2 pseudogenes are annotated in these 418 nt (G+C 41.6%); both read left to right on the top strand.

The window, feature by feature from the left end:
- Positions 1–191 (top strand): annotated as a pseudogene (locus tag HMPREF2574_RS10300) (hypothetical protein); the annotation flags it as partial.
- Positions 184–418 (top strand): annotated as a pseudogene (locus HMPREF2574_RS09325) (hypothetical protein); the annotation flags it as partial. The pseudogenes HMPREF2574_RS10300 and HMPREF2574_RS09325, both read left to right, overlap by 8 nt.

Raw genomic sequence — 418 nt, 5'->3', positions numbered from 1 at the left:
TTGAAACATTCTTTGATGAGAGAATGGCGCCGCTACGTTTCAAGGCTCTTATCCAAGGCGCTGGAAAAGAAATCCAAATCGACAAAATCAGACAGTTGCTGACGCTAACCGAAAATTGGCTGTCTGAAATGAATAAGGTTGTCCCTGAAAAAGGGCGCACAATTGTAGAAGGAGAAATAGTAAATGAATAAAACAGACGCACTCATGGAAGCCGTAAAAATGCAAGGAGAGCAAGCAGTTCAGCTTGTAAACCAAAATGAAACCTTGAAGGAAATCTTAAAAGAGATGACCGGGCTAAAAGAAGAAATGGATAAAACGGCAGCGACTACCAAGCGACGACTTGGAGAAGTTGAAAACCTAGTATCAGAAATCGACAAGCGAGTACATATTGACGACGCAGAAGCTAGCGAGATTAAAA

The sequence above is a fragment of the Streptococcus sp. HMSC034E12 genome, from assembly GCF_001835915.1.
Classification (GTDB): domain Bacteria; phylum Bacillota; class Bacilli; order Lactobacillales; family Streptococcaceae; genus Streptococcus; species Streptococcus vaginalis.
The sequence above is the reverse complement of the archived record's forward strand: the minus strand, read 5'-3'. Positions and strand labels throughout refer to the sequence as shown.